The organism is Thermomonospora cellulosilytica, assembly GCF_014138835.1.
Taxonomy (GTDB): Bacteria; Actinomycetota; Actinomycetes; order Streptosporangiales; family Streptosporangiaceae; genus Thermomonospora; species Thermomonospora amylolytica.
Genome location: NZ_JACJII010000001.1, coordinates 4,595,914 through 4,614,403, shown reverse-complemented (window position 1 = coordinate 4,614,403; position 18,490 = coordinate 4,595,914). Strand labels below are relative to the sequence as shown.

15 protein-coding genes are annotated in these 18,490 nt (G+C 71.8%); 7 read left to right on the top strand and 8 right to left on the bottom strand.

Annotated features, from left to right (window positions below):
• Positions 1-64: 64 nt before the first annotated feature.
• From HNR21_RS21680 to HNR21_RS21660, 5 genes are all read right to left on the bottom strand, one after another.
• Positions 65-3,388, bottom strand: coding sequence for a PQQ-dependent sugar dehydrogenase (locus HNR21_RS21680; protein WP_182706650.1), 3,324 nt, complete (start codon positions 3,386-3,388; stop codon positions 65-67).
• 102 nt (positions 3,389-3,490) lie between these two features.
• Positions 3,491-4,603, bottom strand: coding sequence for a sugar phosphate isomerase/epimerase family protein (locus tag HNR21_RS21675; protein WP_182706649.1), 1,113 nt, complete (start codon positions 4,601-4,603; stop codon positions 3,491-3,493).
• Between the two features lie 158 nt (positions 4,604-4,761).
• Positions 4,762-5,937, bottom strand: a complete 1,176-nt coding sequence (locus tag HNR21_RS21670) for an ROK family transcriptional regulator (RefSeq protein ID WP_182706648.1) — start codon at positions 5,935-5,937, stop codon at positions 4,762-4,764.
• A 509-nt stretch (positions 5,938-6,446) separates the two neighbouring features.
• Positions 6,447-7,202 (bottom strand): GntR family transcriptional regulator, encoded by a 756-nt coding sequence (locus HNR21_RS21665; protein ID WP_182706647.1) that lies wholly within the window; start codon positions 7,200-7,202, stop codon positions 6,447-6,449.
• Between the two features lie 126 nt (positions 7,203-7,328).
• Complete coding sequence (locus HNR21_RS21660) at positions 7,329-7,475, bottom strand: hypothetical protein (protein ID WP_182706646.1); 147 nt, start codon at positions 7,473-7,475, stop codon at positions 7,329-7,331.
• Positions 7,476-7,747: 272 nt separating this feature from the next.
• Here HNR21_RS21660 and HNR21_RS21655 point away from each other — a divergent pair, with 272 nt between their 5' ends.
• Positions 7,748-8,398 carry a GntR family transcriptional regulator gene (locus HNR21_RS21655; RefSeq protein WP_182706645.1) on the top strand — a complete coding sequence of 217 codons (651 nt, stop codon included), beginning with the start codon at positions 7,748-7,750 and terminating at the stop codon, positions 8,396-8,398.
• A gap of 437 nt (positions 8,399-8,835) precedes the next feature.
• Positions 8,836-10,221, top strand: a complete 1,386-nt coding sequence (locus HNR21_RS21650; protein ID WP_182706644.1) for an FAD-binding oxidoreductase — start codon at positions 8,836-8,838, stop codon at positions 10,219-10,221.
• A gap of 380 nt (positions 10,222-10,601) precedes the next feature.
• Here HNR21_RS21650 and HNR21_RS21645 read toward each other — a convergent pair whose 3' ends face one another.
• Positions 10,602-11,201, bottom strand: a complete 600-nt coding sequence (locus tag HNR21_RS21645; RefSeq protein ID WP_182706643.1) for an SUKH-4 family immunity protein — start codon at positions 11,199-11,201, stop codon at positions 10,602-10,604.
• Positions 11,198-11,623 (bottom strand): ATP-binding protein, encoded by a 426-nt coding sequence (locus tag HNR21_RS21640; RefSeq protein WP_220500245.1) that lies wholly within the window; start codon positions 11,621-11,623, stop codon positions 11,198-11,200. The genes HNR21_RS21645 and HNR21_RS21640 overlap by 4 nt, the downstream gene beginning before the upstream one ends.
• Positions 11,624-11,943: 320 nt before the next feature.
• On the opposite strand from HNR21_RS21640, the gene HNR21_RS21635 reads away from it, so the two are divergent.
• Together HNR21_RS21635 and HNR21_RS21630 are read left to right on the top strand one after the other, a co-directional pair.
• Positions 11,944-12,825 (top strand): helix-turn-helix domain-containing protein, encoded by an 882-nt coding sequence (locus tag HNR21_RS21635; protein WP_182706641.1) that lies wholly within the window; start codon positions 11,944-11,946, stop codon positions 12,823-12,825.
• A complete protein-coding gene (locus HNR21_RS21630) occupies positions 12,822-13,010 on the top strand; it encodes a DUF397 domain-containing protein (protein ID WP_182706640.1) in 189 nt (62 codons plus the stop codon). The genes HNR21_RS21635 and HNR21_RS21630 overlap by 4 nt, the downstream gene beginning before the upstream one ends.
• Before the next feature lie 101 nt (positions 13,011-13,111).
• On the opposite strand, the gene HNR21_RS21625 is transcribed toward HNR21_RS21630, so the two are convergent.
• Complete coding sequence (locus HNR21_RS21625) at positions 13,112-13,882, bottom strand: GOLPH3/VPS74 family protein (RefSeq protein ID WP_182706639.1); 771 nt, start codon at positions 13,880-13,882, stop codon at positions 13,112-13,114.
• A 205-nt stretch (positions 13,883-14,087) separates the two neighbouring features.
• On the opposite strand from HNR21_RS21625, the gene HNR21_RS21620 reads away from it, so the two are divergent.
• The 3 genes from HNR21_RS21620 to HNR21_RS21610 all read left to right on the top strand — a co-directional run bounded on the left by HNR21_RS21620 (position 14,088) and on the right by HNR21_RS21610 (position 18,329).
• Positions 14,088-14,576, top strand: a complete 489-nt coding sequence (locus HNR21_RS21620; RefSeq protein WP_182706638.1) for a GNAT family N-acetyltransferase — start codon at positions 14,088-14,090, stop codon at positions 14,574-14,576.
• A gap of 134 nt (positions 14,577-14,710) precedes the next feature.
• Positions 14,711-16,288, top strand: coding sequence for an SMI1/KNR4 family protein (locus tag HNR21_RS21615; RefSeq protein WP_182706637.1), 1,578 nt, complete (start codon positions 14,711-14,713; stop codon positions 16,286-16,288).
• Positions 16,289-16,649: 361 nt separating this feature from the next.
• Complete coding sequence (locus HNR21_RS21610) at positions 16,650-18,329, top strand: FadD3 family acyl-CoA ligase (protein ID WP_182706636.1); 1,680 nt, start codon at positions 16,650-16,652, stop codon at positions 18,327-18,329.
• Positions 18,330-18,490: the final 161 nt, after the last annotated feature.

Sequence of the window (18,490 nt, the reverse complement as noted above, 5' to 3'; positions counted from 1 at the left end):
CGGCGCCCATGGCCCGCGCCGGCGGAACGGGGGAGGACTCGGGGCCCTCCCCCGGCGCGCGTCGCTATCCCTCGCGCAGCAGCGCGATCAGGACCTGCGCGTCCCTGACGAGCGCGGCGCGCACCGTCGCGTCAGTGACGTGGCCGTCCTTGCCGGCGAGCTTGACGAAGCGCTCCAGCGCGTCGATCGCGTCCTGTTCCTTGCCCTTCTCCTCGTGCTTCTCCGCCAGGTTGAGCTGGGCGGTCAGGGCGTCCGCGCCCTCGGCCGTGACCGAGCCCGCCTCCTTGAACCGCCCGACGAGCGTGCGCACGTCGGCATAGGAGGTGGCGACGGTGAACTTCACGGTCCTGGTCGTGGTCCGGCCCGCCTTGTCGGTCGCGGTGACGACGAGCTCGTGCTCACCGGGGCCCAGCCGCCACAGCTCGACCGGCTCGCCGGAGGCGACCTCGGTGTCGCCGATCTTCGCCGTGACGCCCGCGACGCCCGAGGCGGCGTCGGTCGCCGAGAAGACCGGGGTGATCGACGCCGAGTCGCCGTACGGGCCGGCCTCCACCCCGCTCAGCGACAGCGCCGGGGCGGTCTTGTCGATCTTCACCGTGACGGCGCCGACCTGCGAGACGTTGCCGGCGCTGTCGATGGCCCGGTAGCGGACGTCCCTGCTCCCCTCGAAGGCCAGGGTGACGGCGTTGTTGGCGTTGGCCCAGGTCGCTCCGCCGTCCAGCGAGTACTGGCGGCTCGACACGACGCCGTTGTCGGTCGCGGTGACGGTGAGCGTGACGTTGCCGGTGTACCAGCCGTTCGCGCCGTTGGGCTCGGCCGGGTTGAGCGTCGCCCTGACGGCCGGCGGGGTGCTGTCGGCCACGCCGCCGCCCTGGAAGGCGAACCCGTCCACCTCCACGCCGCCGGACGAGGTGACGTACAGCCTGCCGGTGCCCTTCGGGGCGTTGCCGAGCGCCGTGGTGACCGTCTGCCAGCCCGAGCCCGGCGGCACCGCGACGGTGGCGAACGGCTCGGCGGTCGGCGACCCCCACCGCAGGGAGAGCGTCCCCTCGCCGGAGGCCCGGGTCTGCACCGCGCCGATGCCGGTGAAGTCGACCGGGTCGTAGGCGATCCAGTCTCCGGCGTCGAACGAGGTGACCTTGAACTTGCCCGAGGCGCCGTCGTCGGCGGTGGTCGTCACCCCGCTGGTGGCGTCGGCGTGCTCGGCCTGCATCTGCTTCGGGTTGAGGATGAGCGTGGCCTCGCCGAGCGCACCGGGGATGTCGCCTGCCCCGTTGTCGCGGTAGCTGACGACCACCACGCCGTAGATGTTCTCCGTCTCGCCGTGCTCGGGCGCGTTCGCCGGGGTCGCCCATGCGCCGCTGCAGCCCGTGCCGGTGGTCTCCGGGTGGGCGTGCGCGTCGTGGCCGAGGCCGAACGTCCACTGCACCCGGCTGCACACGGGGTTGTCGCCGTCCTCGGCGTCGGACACGCCGATCTTGAAGGGCACCGCGTTGCCCCAGTCGAAGAACGCCCCGTTGGGCGGGGTCTCGATGGTCACCTTGGGCGCGGTGTTGCCCACGGTGATCTCGGTCGAGGTGAGCCCCGTCCGCCCGCCGGAGTCGGTGACCCGCAGCCGTGCGACGTACTGCCCCAGTTCGTCGTAGGTGTGGGAGGCCCGCACGCCCTCGGCGTCGAACGTGCCGTCCCCGTCGAAGTCCCACTCGTAGGTCAGCGTGCCCGGCTCGGTGTCGGTGGAGGCGCTCGCGTCGAACTGCACCGTGAGCGGCGCCTGGCTGCTGGAGGTCCTGTCCACGGTGATCTTCGCCTGCGGGGCCTTGTTGTTCGGCGAGTAGTCGATCCGGTAGAGCCCGGCGTCGGGATTGGCCCGGAAGAACCCGTCACCGTAGTCCAGCACGTACAGCGACCCGTCGGGCCCGAACTCGATGTCCATCGGGCTGTCGGTGATGGGCTGCACCGCGTCCTTCAGCGCGCTGTTGGGCAGGAAGTGCTCGAGCTTGGTGACCGGGCCGTCCGGGTGGGTCACGGTGAACGCCGCCAGGTAGTCCTGGGAGAACTCGGCGAAGAACGCCTTGTCGTCCCAGTACTCGGGGAACTTGGTGGTCGAGGGGTTGTCCGGGTCGTAGTGGTAGATGGGCCCGCCCATCGGCCCCTGACCGCCCTGGGGCTCGAAGTCGACCAGTCCGGCCCACTCCGCGGGCTGGTGGGTGTTGTTGTCGCCGTAGTAGAGATCGGCGGGCGTCGCCGGCGGGAGCCGATCGACGCCGGTGTTCCACCGCGAGGTGTTCTTCGGCCCGGCCGCGCAGTCGAACCACTCGCGCGGCTGCCCGGTCGCGAAGTTCCAGTCGTTGTAGTTGAAGTTGTCGCCCGTGCAGTACGGCCAGCCGCTGTTCATGGGCTTGGTGAGCGGCGTGATGTTCCACTCGACGTAGCCGAGCGGCCCCCGGTCGGGGCTGGCCGTCCCGGCGTCGGGACCGTAGTCGGCCCACGACAGCGTGCCGGTCTCGGGGTCCACGTCCATCCGGAACGGGTTGCGCACCCCGGTCACGAAGATCTCCGGCCGGGTCTTCGGCGTCCCCGGGGCGAACAGGTTGCCCGCGGGGATCGTGTACGAGCCGTCGTCCTGCACCTTGATCCGCAGGATCTTGCCGCGCAGGTCGTTGCTGTTGCCCGCGCCCCGGCGGGCGTCGAGCCCGGGGTTCATGCCGGGCGCGTCGTTGTTGGGCGCGTAGCCGTTGGCGCCCGGCGCGCCGGCGGGCGTGTTGTCGCCCGTGGCGAGGTAGAGGTTGCCGTCGGCGTCCCAGTCCATGTCGCCGGCGACGTGGCAGCACTGCCCCCGCTGCACCTCGACCTTGAGGATGACCTGCTCGGTGGACAGGTCCAGCCTGTCACCGGTCCACTTGAAGCGGGAGAGCTGGTTGTAGCCCTTCCACCGGTCCCAGTAGGACTCGTCGGCCCCGGCGGGCAGCGAGTTGGGCGCCGACCCGGACGGCGTGGTCTCCGGGTAGGGCGCCTGCATCGTCCTCGGCGCGTAGTAGACGTAGACCCACTTGTTCTGCTCGAAGCCGGGGTCGATCGCGATCGTCTGGAGTCCGTCCTCGGAGTTGGCGTAGACGGGGATGGTGTTGACGATCCTGGTGACGCCCGTGGCCGGGTCGGTGAGCCGGATGTCGCCGTTGCGCGCGGTGTGCAGGACCCTCCGGTCCGGCAGCACCGCCAGGTCGATCGGCTCGCCGACGTTCTTGGTCAGGGTGATCTTCTCGTAGTTGGACCACTCGGTGGCCGGGTCGTGCCCGGGATGGGCCTGGGCCGGCGGCGCGACCAGCGCCGTCAGCAAAAGCGCCGCGGCGGCCGGCAGGCCGCCGAGCAACGTTCGAGTACGCTGCATGGTGATGCTGCTCCCAGGGAGGAGTGTCGGAGATCCGGACCGCCACGCCTGCCGCTGCCACGGCAGGACCGCGTGGCGGTCCGGTGCGTCGTCGGCCGCCCGCTAGCCGCGCAGGGCGGCCAGGTTCTTGAAGCTCAGCTCGGCGTACTGCAGGGACTGGCCCGGGTTGGCCGAGCCGCCCGGCGCGTTGTCCTGCTCGTACATGGGGTTGTGGTAGCCCTTGGCCCCCATCTGGGAGAAGAAGCGGGCGTAGTCGATGTCGCCGGTGCCGAACGGCACCATGTCGTAGCCGTTGCCGCTGGCCGGGTTGGACCTGCCGTCCTTGGCGTGGAACAGCGGGAAGCGGATCGGCTGGGCCTGGACGACGGCGAGCGGGTCGAAGACGGCGCGCTGGACCGACCCGTCGGGCGCGGTGAACGTGTGGTACTTGAACCGGGCCACGTGCGCCCAGAAGATGTCCATCTCCAGGTAGACGTGCGCCGGATCGGTGATCGACAGGAAGTACTCCAGCCTGCGGAGGCCCGAGGAGCGGGTCGGCCGGCCCTGCGCGTCGAGCGGGCCGCTGTCGAGCAGGAAGCTGTAGGCCACGTCGTGGTTGTGGGTGTACAGCTTGATCCCGGCCGCGGTGGCGATCTCACCGAGCCGGTTCCACTTCTCGGCGGCGACGTCCCAGTCGGCCTTGTAGGCGCTGCCGGTGGGGTCGCCGCCGGTGCCCATGTGGCCGAGGCCGAGGATGCCGGCGATCTCCAGCGCCTGCTTGAACCGGTCGAGGTCGGCGGCCGACAGGGGCCAGGAGCCGGGGATGAAGCCGTGGTTGCCCTCGGCTTCCAGGCCGTTGTCGTCGAGCCAGCGCCGCAGCATCCTGGCGCCCTCGACGGTCTCCAGGTTGGCGCCGCCCTCGGCGTTGGCGTGCTGCCGGTACCCGGCGAACTCGACCTGCTTGTAGCCGATCCTGGCCAGTTCCTCGAACACCCGGCGGAAGCCGGACGGCAGGTCGGTGGTCAGCGGGTCGCGCGAGATGGCGTCGCGGACGGTGTAGAGGATGATGCCGCGCTTGCCGGGCGGCACCAGCCTGCCGTCGGCGCGGGCGGGTCCCGCGGTGGCGAGCGGGAGCGCCGTCGCGGCGGCGATCCCGGTGGTGGCCGCCAGGAACTGGCGGCGGTTCAGGCCCAGCCCACGGCGGAGCGCCTCTTCGTGTTCGTGGTGATGGCTCACGCACGACTCCCTTTCTGCGGGACGCGTGCGCCGACCACGTCACAATCGACCGGTGTCCGGTCCCCCGGGCGTGCCACCGCCGTCGGGTCCGGGACGCCCACATTGTTACTGTGTGAACGTCACAGGGTCAATGGTGCTCATCGGGTGCTCATGGGTGCTCATCCGGTGAGGGCCCGGTCGATGGTGTCGGGCGCCAGCACGTGCTCGACCACCATGACGGCGGCTCCGATGATGCCCGCCCGGTCGCCCAGATCGCTCGCCCGGATGCTCAGATGCTGGGTGGCCAGCGGCAGCGACCGGCTGTAGATCGCCTCCCGCACCCCGGCCAGCACCTGCTCGCCGGCCTCGGCGATGTCCCCGCCGATCACGATGACCGACGGGTTGAAGAAGTTCACGATCGAGGCCATCACGCCGCCGATCTCGCGTCCGGCCTGCCGGATGAGCCGGGCGGCCCGGGTGTCGCCGGCGCGCATCAGCGCCACCACGTCGCGGCTGCCCCGCGCGTCGACCCCCGCGGCGCGCAGCGCGGCCGCCATCGCCGCTCCGCCGGCGACCGCCTCCAGGCAGCCGACGTTGCCGCACCGGCACAGCGCCTCGGAGGAGGGCACCCGGATGTGCCCGACGTCGCCCGCGGCGCCCTGCGCGCCCCGGTGCAGCCGGCGGCCGGAGATGATCCCGCAGCCGATGCCCGTGCCGATCTTGATGAAGATCAGGTGGTCGACCTCCGGCCGGGCGGTCCAGTGCTCGCCCAGCGCCATGATGTTCACGTCGTTGTCGACCAGGACCGGGGCCCCGATCCGGGCGCCGAGCCACTCGGGCACGGGGAAGCCGTCCCAGCCGGGCATGATCGGCGGGTTCACCGGCCGGCCCGAGGCGTGCTCGACCGGGCCCGGCAGCCCGACCCCGACCCCGCACACCTGCGTCAGGTCGCGGCCGATCTCGGCGAGCATCTCCCGGAAGGCGGTGACCAGCCACTCCAGCGTGGGCTCGGGGCCCCGGTCGATGGGCAGTTCGGCGGCCCGTTCCGCCAGCACGGTCATGCCCAGGTCGGTGACGGCCAGCCGGGCGTGGGTGGCGCCGAGGTCGGCGGCGAGCACGACCCGCACCCGCTCGTTGAACGCGAACGCCGCGGCGGGCCGTCCTCCCGAGGAGATGAAGTCCTCGGTGGGCACCACCCAGCGGTGGCTCATCAGCGCGTCGAGCCGCTGGGACACCGTGGACCGGGCCAGCCCGGTGAGTTGTGCCAGCTCGGCGCGGGTCCGGGCCTGCCCGTCCCGGAGGATCGCCAGCAGCGCCCCCGCGCCCGTGCTCTGACTGTTGGGCTCACGTGGCATGCGCCCCACTTTACTTCAGTGATCACCGGACTTCCGTTGACAGAAATCATAAGTCGCGCCTATCGTCGCGAAACATGCAGGGCATAAGGGAACCGCTGCTCGTAACGACAGTGATTGTCAGGCGGTTTCCCGGAGTCCGCGTGCCCGGCGGCGCGGCCCTGGAGATGCGGCCCCGGCTCCGAGCACCCTGTCACCCGCGAGATGCGGGACCTCCCCGCGGCGATCGCCGAAGGCGCCGACCCCGTTCCCCCGTTCACCAACGGCCGATGGCTGCCGGACGCGGCGAGAGCTGTCGGCCCCCGTCGACTCCCGAACTTCCCCTCCCGCCTCTCCGCCTGGAGGGTTCGGTCCGGTTCCCGCCCCGTCGTCGCGCCGAGACACGGGGAACGGGGAGTGCCACCCTGGCCGGCCCTCCAGGCGGCGAGAACCTCACCCGCCGGTACGGGCTCCGGCGTCCCAGGACATGAAAAGGCCCCCCGCCGGGCAGGGGGCCGTGACGTTCCGCCGGGTCAGGAGGAGGCGGCCCCGTTCTCCGGGGCCTCCTGCTCGAACATGCCGCGCTTGCGGAACAGCTCGACCACCAGGTCGCCCTGCCTGCGCAGCATCGCGGCGTACTCCTGTTCGGCCTTGGCGGCGTCGCCCTTGCGGATGGCGCGCACGATGGCGGCGGTGCCGCGCCGCTCGACGGCGTCGGCGCCGGGCACCAGCTCGAAGAAGTTGCCCGGGACGATCCCGGTCATCTGGCGGAGCATGCTGCGCAGCCGCGGGGACTGCGCCGACTCCACCACCAGCCGGTGGAACCGCAGGGACAGGTCCTGCAGCTCCTCGACGTCCCTGGCGTCGGCGATCTGCTTGCTGATCGGCGCCAGCCGCTCGGCCAGCTCGGCCCCCCGGCGCTCCACCGCGCGGCGCACGGCGAACCCGTGGAACAGGCCGTACAGCTCGTAGTGGTCGCGGACCGCCGCCTCGTCCAGGGCGTTCACGAACACCCCGCGGTGCGGGATGATCGTCATCCAGCCCTCGCGCTCCAGCGCGATCAGGGCCTCCCGGACGGGGATGCGCGAGACCCCCAGCGTCTGCGCGATGGCGTCCTGCGGCACCCGCTGGCCCTGGCGGAGCACGCCGTCGAAGATCAGCCGCCGCACGTAGAGCCGGACCTGCTCGCCGCTGCTCATCCGGGTCAGGTTCTGGCTCGGCAGATCGGCCGCGCTCGCCGCCTCGGCCCCCAGCGGGGCGGTTCGCTGTCTGCGCGGGATCGTTCTCACCTCTAGATCCGAGGGGCGGCCTCGCGCCGCCCGGCTTGTATCAAAACTACCAGCGGGGCGTTCCGTCCCGGGCGATCACCCCGGGCGGCCCCGCGCCGCAGCACCCCGAACCACCCGGCAGAACGGTCATTCGGGCAGATCCAGCCGCAGCGGCCTGATGGCGTTGCCACGGGCGATCTTGTATATCGTCCCGTCGTCCAGATGCCCGAACTGCACGGCCGCGACCACGACCACCACGGCTCCCTGCGGCGGCAGCACGACCACTCTCCGCATTCCAAAACTTGATTATATATATAAACTAGCATTGCCCCTGTCGTTCGGGCGGGGAGAAGGGCGGTGGAGGCGGGGCGGCCGGAGTTCGCCGGGGCCGTCCGCCGCATCCGGAGCGGGCCGGCGGAACGGGCCGCACGCCGATCCTGACGGCGATCACATGCAGAGGTGGCGCATACTTGACACTTGAGAAAATAAATGATTCCAGGAGCGCTTCCGCGACCGCGCAGGCCATCTCGCCACCGGGCGCGCCGCTGCCTCCCCCCGACGAGGCGATGGTCCGGCGCAGCAGCGGGGAGCAGGCCGCGCTCTACATCCGCAGGCTGATCTTCGAGGGGCGGCTGCGGCAGGGCGACCGGGTCCCGCAGGACGAGATCGCCAGGGTCCTCGGGGTGAGCCGGATCCCGGTGCGCGAGGCGCTGCTGTCGCTGGAGCGCGAGGGCTGGGTCACCATCAGGCCCCATCGCGGCGCGTTCATCGGCGCCCTGGACGAGGCCGCGGTCCGCGACCACTACCAGCTGTACGGGCTGGTGTTCGGGTTCGCCGCCCGGCGCGCCACCGAGCGCCGCACCCCCGAGCTGGTGGACCGGCTGGGGCGGATCTGCGACGCGCTGGACCGCGAGGACGACCCGGCCGGCATCGCCCGGCTGAACCGCGAGTTCGACCGGCTGATCCTGGAGACCGCCAGTTCGCCCCGGCTGCGGGCGGTGCTGCGCGCCATGGTCGGGATCGTGCCCGGCAACTTCTTCGCCCTGGTGCCCGGCGCGATCGAGGCCGAGCGCGAGGGCGGCCGGGCCATCTGGACCGCGATCCGCGACGGCGACCCCGACGCCGCCGCCGGCGCCTACACCCGGATGCTGCGGCGGCAGGGCGACCTGGTCGCCGCCCTGTTCGCCGCCCGCGGCCTGTTCGCGCCCCCGGCCTGACCGCCGGGCTTCCCGTTTCCCGCGTCCTGGAGCTCCTGGCGGACCCGGACACCGGCGGGGCCGCCGCCTCCAATCCCTCCCTGCCGGTCACCGTGATGGAACGGATGCTCGCCGACGCGGGCGTCCCCTGACGGTCGCTCGGTTGAACGGGGACCGGGGGGACCACTCGGCCGGCGCGGATCGCCGGAGTTCACGGGGCCGGGGTTGACGGTCCCGGCGGGCAAGGATGTGAGTTTCTCTCGCATTCTGCTGGGGGATTTGTGTACGTTCACCCGGTTTCTGGAGGAGAAGGGTCGGGCAGGGGCACCGGAAAAGCGGACCCGGCGCGGAGGGGCGGCCCGACGAGGAGCCCGCCGGGGGATCCGCGGTCAGTGGTGCGGCCGCAGACCGCCGAAGCCGGGCGGGAGGAGGGCCGCGCGTTCCCTCAGGAGATCTTCATGGACAGCGCAACCCTGGAAGCGATGCGGTCCACGCTGCGCGGGCCGGTCATAGGTCCGCAGGACGCCGGGTACTCCGAGGCCCGCAAGATCTACAACGCGATGATCGACAGGCGTCCGGCCGCCATCGCGCGGTGCGCGGACGCCGCGGACGTCATGGCCGCGGTCGCGTTCGTCCGCGACAACGGGCTGGAACTGGCCGTCCGGGGCGGCGGGCACAGCGGCCCCGGCCTGTGCCTGGTGGACGACGGCGTCACCCTCGACCTGTCGGCGATGCGCTGGGTACGGGTCGACCCCAACGCCAGGACCGCCCAGGTCGGCGGCGGCGCCCAGCTCGGCGACCTGGACCACGCCGCCCACGCCTTCGGGCTCGCCACGCCCACCGGCATCGTCTCGCTGACCGGCGTCGGGGGCCTGACCCTCGGCGGCGGCCACGGCTACCTCACCCGCAAGTACGGCCTGACCGTGGACAACCTGCTGGCCGCGGACGTCGTGCTGGCCGACGGAAGTTTCGTCACCGCCAGCGAGACCGACCACCCGGACCTGTTCTGGGCGCTGCGCGGCGGCGGCGGCAACTTCGGGATCGTGACCTCCTTCACCTACCGGCTCCACCCGGTGGACACGGTCGGCGTCGCGATCACCGTGTGGCCGGTCGACCGCACCCGCGAGGTGCTGGCGTGGTACCGCGACTTCCTCCCGCAGGCGCCCGAGGACGTGTACGGGTTCTTCACGCTGTTCACCATCCCGCCCGCCCCGCCGTTCCCCGAAGAGATCCACGGGCAGAAGATGTGCGGTGTCATCGGGTGCTACACCGGCGACCTGAGCCGTTTCGAGGAGACGTTCGCGGCGGTGCGGGAGCCCGGACCGCCGGCCTTCCACTTCACGACGCCGATGCCCTACCCCGTGTTGCAGAGCGCGTTCGACGAGCTGATCCCTCCCGGCTACCAGTGGTACTGGCGCGGCGACTTCTTCGACGGCATCCCGGACGCCGCCGTCGACGTGCACCTCAAGTACGGCGAGAACATCCCCACCCCGCTCTCGCTGATGCACCTGTATCCGGTCGACGCGGCCGCCCATCGGGTGGGCCCGGACGACACCGCGTGGAGCTACCGGGACGCCGTCTGGTCCGGCGTCTTCGCCGGTGTCGACCCCGACCCGGCCAACGCCGAGACCATCAGGCGGTGGTGCGTGGACTACTGGGAGGAGATGCACCCGTACTCCATGGGCGGCTCGTACGTGAACTTCATGGGCTCGGGCGAGGGCCAGGAGCGGGTCCGGGCCACGTACCGCGACCACTACGACCGGCTCGCCCAGGTCAAGCGGACCTACGACCCGGACAACCTCTTCCACGCCAACCAGAACATCAAGCCGGCCCCACAGCCCTGACCACCGCCCGCCCGGCACATGAGGCGCTCACGGCCTGAACGAGGTCAGGGGACCAGCGGCCGGTCCAGGACGCGCAGGCCCGCCTGCCGGTCGCCCTCCCACTCGACGGCGAGGCGGACCGCCCGCTCCGGCGGCGCGGCGCAGGCAGGGGAGGAAGACCGCGGTGTCCACGCCCCGACCGTACGAGTGCCGTGATCATTCCAGTGGTTGCAATCGGGTGACGACGTGGGTGCCCGCACATCGGCAGTGCGCCTTCTGCGCGGACGAAGGTGACGGCCGTCGATGGTCTCCTGCTCGGGTCACGCATGTCCGCCCGGCTGCGTCCCGCGGGCTCGGTCGTGTCCGGCCCGGTGAACGTCGATGGCCCCGCACCGGCCGGGTCAGTGGCCAGGGGACCGGGTGCCGTTCGGGGGACGCCCGGTCAGGTGGGCGCGGTACTCGCGGGCGAGGGTTTCCAGGGGGAGGCTGGGCCAGCGGGTGAGGCGGCCGGTGCAGCGGTCGATGACGAGGAGGGAGCCGTCAGGCCGGGTGCCGTGAACGGGTCTGGCCACGAAGCCGTGCTCGAACTCGTGGATCTCGATGGCGACCGGGCGGCGGCGGTCGCGGGACAGGCAGGCGTCGGCTCGGCGCCAGGCTTCGGCGCGGTCGATGGCCGGGGGCCGGACGGAGTGGGCGGCGAGGACCTGGGCGACGCGGCGGAGGGTGGGGCAGGTCGCGGTGCCGCAGCCTCCGCAGATCCTTCCGCCGGAGGGGTCGGCGACGGGACGGTGGGCCTCCAGGACGGCGACCAGGCCGGTGGCGCAGGCCAGCACCAGGCGGCGAGCGCCGCGCAGGAACTCGCGGCTGTGCGGGTCGAGCCCGCCGTCCGTGTCGGCGACGGACGCGGCGATGGCGTCCGGGTCGGCGCGCAGGGCGTCGCGGAAGGCGGAGTGAACGCGCTGCCCCACCCACTCGTGGAGGTCGCCGTGGCCGGGCCTCACGCCGGGCACTCCCCCGTGAAGACGGCGGTGACGGTACGGCCGGAGTCGTTGCCGTGCCAGCCCCAACTGGCGGCGGTCAGGGAGACGGTGCGCAGGCCACGCCCCGACTCGTCGGTGTCGGCGGCGTCGCGTACGGCGGGTTCGCCGGGGCCGCCCTGGTCGGCGACCGAGATCGCCACGCCGTCGCCGGTGGACAGCACCTCCACGGTGAACGAGCCGCCGCACTGGCCGGACTTGGTGTGGCGGAGCGCGTTGACCACCAGTTCGTCGACGGCCAGAACGACGTCGTCCAGGTAGGGGCAGCCCGCCAGCAGGCAGGCCACGAACCGGCGGACGGCACGGGCCTGCTCGGCGTCGCCGGGAAAGGTCCGCCGCCAGTAGAGCGGCGCGGGCGCCGGATTGGCGGAAAGCGTCGAAAGCATGCGCACCTCGCGGGCTGGATCGTCGGGAAACGGTGAGCGCCGCCTGCGCGGCGGCCTCATGCTCACACGCTCTGCCGTCGATTGAAGGACAACCGCGCGGCCCGGGCGGCGCGGACGGTTGTTTCGTGCATTCGCGGTCGTGAACGTTCGGGAGTCGGACGTTCGAGTCCGGGGCATTCGAATTGCGGCCGGCGGGTGTCCGGATCAGGCCAATCGGCGGTTTTCCCGGCCGTCGAATGCGTAGCGTTGCAGACACCTACCGAACGTGATCGGGCGTGGTCAGCGCGCCCGTTGTGCCGAAGCCCTCCGGGAGGTCGCCGATGACCAGCCCCTATGTCCGACGCCGCCGCCTGGCCGCGGAACTGCGCAAACTGCGCGAGGAACGCGACCTCACCACCGGCGAGCTGGCGCGGCTCGTCTACCAGTCCCGCCCCAAGATCTCCAAGCTGGAGAACGCCCAGATCCGGCCCGACCTCGCCGAGATCGTCACCATCCTCAAGGCGCTGGAGGTCACCGGCCCACGGTACGACAGGCTCTTCGAACTCGCCCACGCGGCCGCCCGCAAGGGCTGGTGGGACAGATACGGCAACGCCATGGGTCCCCGTCAGCGTCTCTACGCCGACCTGGAGTCCGGGGCCGAGTCCATTCGCAGCTACAACCAGACGGCTTTCCCGGCCGTCCTGCAGATCCCCGAGTTCATCGACGCGATGGTCGAGCTGGACGAGCACCAAGGATCACTCGACTACAGCCCGGAACGCATGGCCGACGCCCGGACCCGCCGCCAGCAGCACCTTCTCAGCCCGGACGGACCGACCTATGAGGCGGTGCTCGACGAGAGCATGATTCATCGGCTGGCCGTACCGCCCGCGGTCAAGGCCGCTCAGCTCCGGCACCTGATCAAAGTGGTTTCGGCCGAGGAACGGATCATCATGCGGGTATTGCCTTCGGATGCTCCCATCCCCGGCGGCTTCCTACCGAAGGCGTCGTTCTCCCTCTACACCTTCCCCGAGCCAGCCGACCCGGCAATGGCGGTAGTCGATACCGTCACCACCGACGTCGTTCTCACACAACGCCGCGAAGTAGCGCGATACACCGAAATGTATGACCGGCTCCGGAAGGCCGCCCTATCCCCTACCGACAGCCTCGCCTTTCTCGACCGGGTAGCCAACCGCCTGATTAACCAGACAGAATCGGACACATGACCAAGCACTACACAACCTGGCGCAAGTCGAGCCACAGCGAGCCGAACGGTGACTGCGTCGAGGTGGCCCGCGCCGCAGACGGCACCATCGGCGTCCGCGACTCCAAAGCCGACACCCCAGACGCCATCCTGGAACTCACCCCCGCACAGTGGGCTCGCCTGCTCACCCGCCTCCGCAACATCTGACGCCTCCGGTCTTGGGCTGGGCCGCAAAGCCACCCCAGCCCAAGGCCACCGGCGCGGGCGGAGGCTCCGCCGAGCGGCGAGGGAACGAGGCCGTACGGTGGTCAGTCCGGCCCGGAGGCACGGCGTAGGTCGGATTCGATGGCCTTGGAGACGGCGACGGCGATCAGGTCGGTGCGGGCGAGATGCTCGACGCGGCTCCGCATGTCACCGTTCCGGGTCCCTGGGAAGATCCGCCCGGTGAGATCGGCGGCCCCGGCCAGTGCGGCGAGGCGGAGGCCGCGGGTGACGGCGGGGCCGGGTCCGTGGGACTGGATCGCCTGAGCGACCTGGGCGGCGGTACGGGCGGCATGGTCGGGAACCGTGGTCCTCCAGCCGGTGCGGGGCAGGACGCCCAGTGTCCGGCGCCGGGTGTCGGTCAGCAGGCCGCGCGCGTGCAGCGCCTGGAGATAGTGCCGGCCCACGGCGTGGAAGCGAGGCCAGGTCACCCACTCCTCCAACCGCCACGGTGGACGGACCTGGGCCGCCGCGTCGAACATCGCCCGGCGCGCCGCCGCGAAGCGCCCACGCGGCGCCGGGCGTTCACCGCCGTGACCCGCCAGCCGCACCTGATGCAGGCCCGGCACACCGACGCGAACGTCCTCGACGAGCTGCCCCAGAAGCCGATCGGCGACGGGATCGCCCATGGCGAGCGGACGGACCTCGGTGACCTGCTCGCCCTGGAGGACGATCGCACCGCACAGCGCGAACTCGGCCAGCACCGCCCCGGCCAGCGCCCGGTCGAAGTATCTGGGAAGCCTGACGAGCCCCGTCTCCGGCTCCGCGCACAACAGCAGCAGGTCCTCCGGCAACGTCGGCGACGGCCGACCCGGCATCCCGTATCCGTCGTTCATCTCTGGCGCGGCCACTCGCCGCCGGGCGTGACGACCAGCCCGTCCCAGATCGTGAGGTTCATCGCCGTCTCCCTACCACCGCCGGTCATGTCTGCTTAGAGACACCGGCAGCGGCAAAGGTTGACACCCCACCGGGCGGGCGGAAAACGAGGTGGAGGCCCCGCGTTCGTCCAGGCATCCTGTCCGGATGCCGATCAGGGAAGCCGACACGAACGACTGGCCCGCCATCTGGCCCTTCTTCCACGCCATCGTCGCCGCGGGTGAGACCTTCACCTATCCGACGGACCTCGGCGAGGACCAGGGACGTGAGTGGTGGCTCCTGCCGCCTCCCGACCGTACGGTCGTCGCGGTGGACGGCTCGGGCGCCGTCCTCGGCACGGCGAAGATGAACCGCAACCACATGGGCAACGCGTCGCACATCGCGAGCGCCAGCTACATGGTCGACCCGGCGCATGCCGGGCGGGGCGTGGGACGCGCGCTCTGTGAGCACACGCTGGAATGGGCGCGTGCGGCGGGCTATCGCGCGATGCAGTTCAACGCGGTCGTGGAGACGAACGTCCGTGCGGTCGGGCTGTACCGGTCGCTGGGCTTCGACATAGTGGGCACGTTGCCGGAGGGCTTCCGGCATCCGACACAGGGCTATGTCGGGCTGCACATCATGCACCGCGCGCTCTGACAGGGAGCCGTTCCCGGCTTCGCCCGGTGGGGCCGATCGGAGCACGTCCGTCCCCGGGCGGAGCGGAATGTCCGATGGGAGCGTTAGCATGATCGCCACCCCCCGCCGCCGACTCTCTACCGAACGGTGGGCGTATGCAGGAGGAGCGCAAGAGCAGGCTGGCGGAGCTGTTCGGTCCCATGGCGGCGGCCGTGGTCCGGGCCGCGCCGAAGGGCTGGACCGGGGCGACGTTGAGGGCCCACGCCACTCCTTTCAGGGGCGCGGCGACCGTCGTCTACCAGGGCCCCGGCGGGCGTGAGCGCCACCGGGTGCGGAACCTGGACGACGAGCTGGCGGCGCTGGTCCAGGTGGCCAAGGGGCCCGGTGCGGGGCTGGACGTGACGCTGGCCGTCCGGCCGTCCGGAAACTACGAGGCCGTTGTCACGCCGCGCAGCAAGCGCGGCAACACATCGCATGCGTGCATCTTCGATCCGGGGTTCGAGGCTCCTGAGGTCGGCGAGTTCCAGGACGGGCCCCGGGACCCCAGCGAGGCCGGCGACCCGGAGGAGGCCGTGCGGCTGATGGAGGAGTACCGGCGGCGGTACGCCGCTGTCCTCGGCCGGACGCCGGCCGAGCCCTCCCCCGTTCCCTCCGGGCTGCTCGACGAGATGGAGGCGGAGATCGGCGTACGGCTCCCCGCCGACCTGCGGGCGCTGTACGAGCGGCTGGGCCATGACCCCGGCGGTTTTTACTGGGAGTGGCTGCACCCCGAACTGCGCGATCAGTACCGGGACGTGATCGGCGAACGCCACGGCGGCGGCGAGCCGACCGTCCTGGACGCCGACCCGCCCGACACCGTGCGACGGGTCACCGGCCACCCGCACTGGATCCCGTTCGGGGACGACGGCAGCGGCAACTATCTGGCGGTGGACATGGCCCCCGCGCCCGCCGGACGTCCCGGGCAGGTCATCGCCGCGGGCAACGACTACCAGGAGGGTCCCGGATACGTCGCCGACTCCGTCACCTCGCTGCTGCGCCTCCAGCTCCGGTGGCTCGAGGAGGAGGCGTACGACGCCGAGCCCGACCGGCTCGACGAGGACGGCGCGGTGCTCGAAGAGGGCTACCTGGACTACGACGGCGACCATTGGCACCAGAAGCCCCAGCAGGCGAGGCGGGCCGTGCTCGAGAACGTCGATGGCGCCGTCCGGGCCGAACCCCAGGTGCAGGACCTCACCGTGACCGGCGAAGGCCGCCTCGGCCTGTCCCCGTTGAGCCGGACGCCGCTGTTGAAGTCCCTGCGGCTGACGTGCGGGCAGGCCGATCTGACGCCCCTGGCGGGCCTGCTGGTCGAGGACCTGTCGGTGGCGATGACGGCGGCCGACCTGACGCCCCTCACCGGCCACCCGTCCCTGCGGCGGCTGACGGTGAGCACGCGGGAGCCCGTCGACATCGCGTGCCTGACGACACTGCCCCGCCTGTACAGCCTCGACCTGTCCAAGGCCGTGGTGACCAGCCTGGAACCGCTCGCCGACATGCCGGGGCTGCGCGTCCTGCACCTGTCCTACGAGCAGTGGCAGGAACTATGGACGAACGTGGACGGCCACCCGTCACTGGCGTACGCCACCACCACCGGGGATCTCTCCTCGGCGGAGACCCTGGAGTGGGCCGCCGACTTCCCCAGCCTCCCGGCCCCGCCGCTGCTGCGCCATTCCGGCACGGTGGCGCCGGTCTGAGCCGGTCGCGGGCGGCTACGCCTGGTCGGACTCCAGGTGGCGTTTGAGGACCTTGCCGGTTTCGCTGTAGGGAGGTCGGCGCGGAACTCGACGTGGGCGGGGACCTTGAAGGAGGCCAGGAGACGGCGACCCAGTCACGGACCTGCTGTTCGGTGAGGGCGGCGCCGGGGCGGGGGACGACGACGGCCTTGACCTCCTGGCCCAGGACGGTGTGGGGGACGGCGATCCTGTCCTCGGGCAGACGGGCCACGGCTGCCTCCTGCGGGCGGCGGTCCACTGGGCGGGACCGGAGGCCCCGACCCTGCAGGTATATATATTATTTATCAATTCAGGTCCAGTTCCCCTCCTGCGGAGGCAGCCCATGGCCACCACCCCCCGGCCCGCCGCGAGCGCTGCGGAGCAGACCCATCCCGACGACCCCCGCGCCGACCTGCGCTGGGGGACGACCGGCGCGATGCTGGCCGACGCCGCCCGGCGGCTGGGGGCGGCCGAGGCGATCGTCGACGGCGACCTGCGGATCAGCTACGCCGACCTGGACGCCGAGGTGACCGCCGTGGCGCGGGCCTTCCTGGCGGCGGGGCTGGCCAAGGGCGACCGGGTGGCGATCTGGGCGCCCAACTCGGCGCGGTGGATCGTCGCCGCCCTCGGGCTGCAGCGCGCCGGCGGGGTGCTCGTTCCGCTCAACACGCGGTTCAAGGGCGGTGAGGCGGCGTTCGTGCTCGGCAAGAGCCGGGCCCGCATCCTGTGCACGGTCACCGACTTCCTCGGCCGGGACTACCCCGCGTCGCTGGTGGAGGCCGCCGGGAGGCCCGCCGGCGGACGGCCGTACGCGGAACTGCCCGACCTGGAGCAGGTCGTCACGCTGGACGGGGTCGCCCGCGAGGGGCTGGTGCCGTGGGACGACTTCCGCGCCGCCGGCTCCTCGGTGCCGGACGCCGACGTGGAACGGCGGGCCGCCGAGGTCGGGCCGGACGACCTGGCCGACATGCTGTTCACCTCCGGCACCACCGGCAACCCCAAGGGCGCGATGTGCACGCACGCCCAGACGCTGCGCGCGTACGGGGTCTGGGGAAACGTGGTGGGCCTGCGCGAGGGCGACCGCTACCTGATCGTCAACCCGTTCTTCCACAGCTTCGGCTACAAGGCCGGATGGCTGGTGTCGCTGATGGTGGGGGCGACGATCCTGCCCGCGCGGACGCTGGACGTTCCGGAGGTGCTCCGGACCGTGCGCGCCGAACGCGTCACCGTCCTGCCGGGCACGCCCACGCTGTACCAGACGATGCTGGAGCACCCCGACTTCACCTCCGAGGGGGTGGCGAGCCTGCGGCTGGCGGTGACCGGGGCCGCCAACGTGCCGCCCACGCTGCTGTACCGGATCCGGGAGGCGCTCGGCTTCGAGCACGTCGTCACCGGCTACGGCCTCACCGAGTCCTGCGGGATCGTGTCGATGTGCCGCTACGACGACCCCCTCGACGTGGTGGCGACCACCGCCGGGCGTCCGCTGCCGGGCCTGGAGGTCATCGCGGTCGGCGGGAACGGCGAGCCGGTGCCGCCGGGCGGCGAGGGCGAGATCCGGGTGCGCGGCTACGCGGTGATGAAGGGCTACTTCGGCGAGGACTCCGAGACCGCCGCCACCGTCGACGCCGACGGCTGGCTGCACACCGGCGACATCGGGGTGATCGACGCGGCCGGGCGGATCCGGATCACCGACCGGATCAAGGACATGTACATCGTCGGCGGCTTCAACGCCTACCCCGCCGAGATCGAGAACGTCCTCGGCCGGCACCCCGCGGTCGCCCAGGTCGCGGTGATCGGGGTCCCCGACGAACGGATGGGCGAGATCGGCGCGGCGTTCGTCGTGCCGCGCCGGGACGCGCGGGTCGACCCGGCGGAGCTCATCGCCTGGAGCCGCGACCACATGGCCAACTACAAGGTCCCCGGCCACGTCCACATCGTCGACGAACTCCCGGTGAACGCCGCCGGCAAGGTCCTCAAGAACGTCCTCCGCGAACGCCACGCCGCCATCTCGAAGGAGCACTGACCGCACGGCCCCGTCCGGCGAGTCACCGGCGAACGTGGTGGGAACGTCGCGCCGCACGCCGACCCGCATCGCTCAGAGCCCAGGACCACACCATGACGGGGCTCGTCCGCACCCCGGAGGCGGCGAGCACCGACGACGGCCTGCGCGCCGTGCTGCCGGCT